Raw genomic sequence first — 650 nt, forward strand, 5'->3', positions numbered from 1 at the left:
TCCCAGTGCGATTGCGCGTGACGTTCCGGATTCATCGCGACGAAGCCCGTGTGCTGCAGGAAGCCCGGATACACGTGGCGGCCTTCGCCCGGATAGTTCGCGGGCACCGTGTGGATCACGTTGTTCTCGAACCACGCGGTCGAGTGCTGCGTCGCGAGCGAGTTCACCGACGTCGGGCTGCGGCGGGCGTCGATCGGGCCGCCCATCATCGTCATCGTGAGCGGCGTGTCCTCGCCGCGGCTCGCCATCAGCGAGATCGCCGCGAGCACCGGCACGGTCGGCTGGCACACGGAAATCACGTGCAGGTTGCGCGCGCCGATGTGGCGGATGAATTCCTGGATATACGCGATGTAGTCGTGCAGGTGGAACGGGCCGACCTCGACCGGCACCATCCGCGCGTCGATCCAGTCGGTGATGTACACCTTGTGATCCTGCAGCAGCGTGCGCACGGTGTCGCGCAGCAGCGTCGAGTGGTGGCCCGACAGCGGCGCGCAGACCAGCACGACCGGCTCGTCCTTCAACTGCGTGACGGCATCGGCGTCGTCCGAATAGCGTTTGAAGCGCAGCAGCCGGCAGAACGGCTTCTCGACGATCGTCTGCTCGACGATCGGGATGTTGTGGCCGTCCTTGACGATCTGATGAATGTTGAA

The 650-nt window shown here is 64.9% G+C and carries 1 protein-coding gene; it reads right to left on the bottom strand.

Going from position 1 to position 650, the window contains the following annotated elements; genetic code table 11:
* Positions 1-650 (bottom strand): polyhydroxyalkanoate depolymerase (gene phaZ / locus HWX25_RS32740; protein ID WP_175912728.1); only part of this gene is annotated, 650 nt, incomplete at both ends.

It is taken from the genome of Burkholderia sp. BCC1640 (assembly GCF_902833125.1).
In the GTDB taxonomy this organism is placed as follows: Bacteria; Pseudomonadota; Gammaproteobacteria; order Burkholderiales; family Burkholderiaceae; genus Burkholderia; species Burkholderia diffusa.